This window comes from Pseudomonas sp. DSP3-2-3 (assembly GCF_049898225.1).
Classification (GTDB): Bacteria; Pseudomonadota; Gammaproteobacteria; order Pseudomonadales; family Pseudomonadaceae; genus Aquipseudomonas.
In genome coordinates this window covers 1-1,483 of sequence record NZ_JAFCXH010000076.1, presented here as the reverse complement: position 1 = coordinate 1,483, position 1,483 = coordinate 1, and the positions used below count along the sequence as shown (strand labels likewise).

The following is a 1,483-nucleotide window of genomic DNA, read 5'->3' as shown; positions in this document are numbered from 1 at the left end:
ACACGCTTTCTACGCAAAACGCGGCTGGAAAGAATTCAAACAGTGCCTGCGTTTACGCCAGAACATCTATGGGCACGAAAAGTTTCCGGTGCTTTGGCCCGTGGGTCAGAAAAAGCTGAAATTTGGTTTTGACTACGACGAGATCCTTCAGGGTTTTGAAGCGATTGAGGTGGGGGACATTGTAAAAAGTGTTGAATCTCTGGCCACTCACGAACAAGTCAACATTTTACAGCCAGCGATGTACAGCGACCCTCAACTGGTCCGTTTACTGCGTGGCAACCACCTTTCCTTTGTCACCGGTTTTCCACGCGGTGTAACTGAAGCCATCGAGCTAACGTTAGCCAGCCAGTGCCATCGGGTAGATGACGAACGCACCATTGGTTTCGGCAACAATCCCCTTGCCGATTTGTCCGATATCAAGCAGCGCATGGCGTTTGTCCTCAAGGCGGCGAGGCAGTTTGATGAGCTGCTGCACAGTGAAAGACGGGAGTTGATAACACAGGCAATTCAGGATATTGCCCAAGGCCGAGGGGTGCGATGAATTGGCGTACTGACGCTCGCCGCCGGCACATCAGGCTCGCACTGGCCAGCATTGCACTTTTAGTGTTCGCACTGATTTACAAAGAATGTCACCTGGGTGATCCGGAAATCGCGCTGAAAATTGGTGAGCCTTGGGAAGACATGCGTCAGCGCTCGAGTGCGAGAATAGATCCTGCGACACCAGATGTAGTTTCATTCAACATCCCCAAGTCTGATGCCCGCCTTCGTTTTACGGATCCCCAATACGGGTTCATGACGCCGCCCGCCCGCTTTTTTGCGATCATTTTTAATAATGAACGGATCAGCAGTTTACGCATGTCCCCCCAAATCGAGCCGCTTCTGCTCGACGACACGCTCAAGGTCGTGCTGGATTTACAGGAGCAGTGGCGCAACGCGGGCTGGCGTCCGATCTATGTCGAGGACAGTCCGTCGTTCGCCGACACGCCGCAATGGCGTGCCCGATTGCGCGATGAAAAGAAAAACGGCGGAGTCGCTTACTGGAAGGCGGGGGACCAGTACCGAGCCATGTTGGTGGTTGGGCGTTTCCATGACGATAAGCGACCCACAGAAGAGCGATACCTGATCACACTGGAGCTTGCCAAATGGCGGGATTAGCCATAAACCCTACCCAACACCGCTCCGGACGCTGTAGCGCGGCGCTGACCCTCGCTGCGTTCCTTGCATTAGGCGCCACTCAGCTCTGGTATCAATTAAGGGATGTAGAAATAGCGCTCAATATTGATGAGCCCTGGGAAGACATGCGTCAACGCTCCAGCGCTAAAATCGACCCGGCTATTACTGGAATCAGTTGGGGGCGACAGACGGATTCGGATGCGCGCCTGCGCTTTATGGACATCCAATACGGCTTCGTTACACCGCAAGCGCGATTCTTCACCATAAGCTTTGATGCTAAAGGGATGGTCGGCAATATTCGCATGTCCCC

2 protein-coding genes and 1 pseudogene are annotated in these 1,483 nt (G+C 53.6%); all 3 read left to right on the top strand.

Annotation, left to right across the window (positions count from 1 at the left end; all coding sequences use genetic code 11):
- Positions 1 to 541: DUF2515 family protein (locus tag ACP7E4_RS30410; RefSeq protein WP_426119969.1), on the top strand; the 541-nt coding region annotated here is incomplete at its 5' end.
- Positions 538 to 1,155: a hypothetical protein gene (locus ACP7E4_RS30405; RefSeq protein ID WP_426119967.1), complete on the top strand. Its 618-nt coding sequence runs from the start codon at positions 538 to 540 to the stop codon at positions 1,153 to 1,155. The genes ACP7E4_RS30410 and ACP7E4_RS30405, both read left to right, overlap by 4 nt.
- Positions 1,143 to 1,483: pseudogene (locus ACP7E4_RS30400) on the top strand (hypothetical protein); the annotation flags it as partial. The gene ACP7E4_RS30405 and the pseudogene ACP7E4_RS30400, both read left to right, overlap by 13 nt.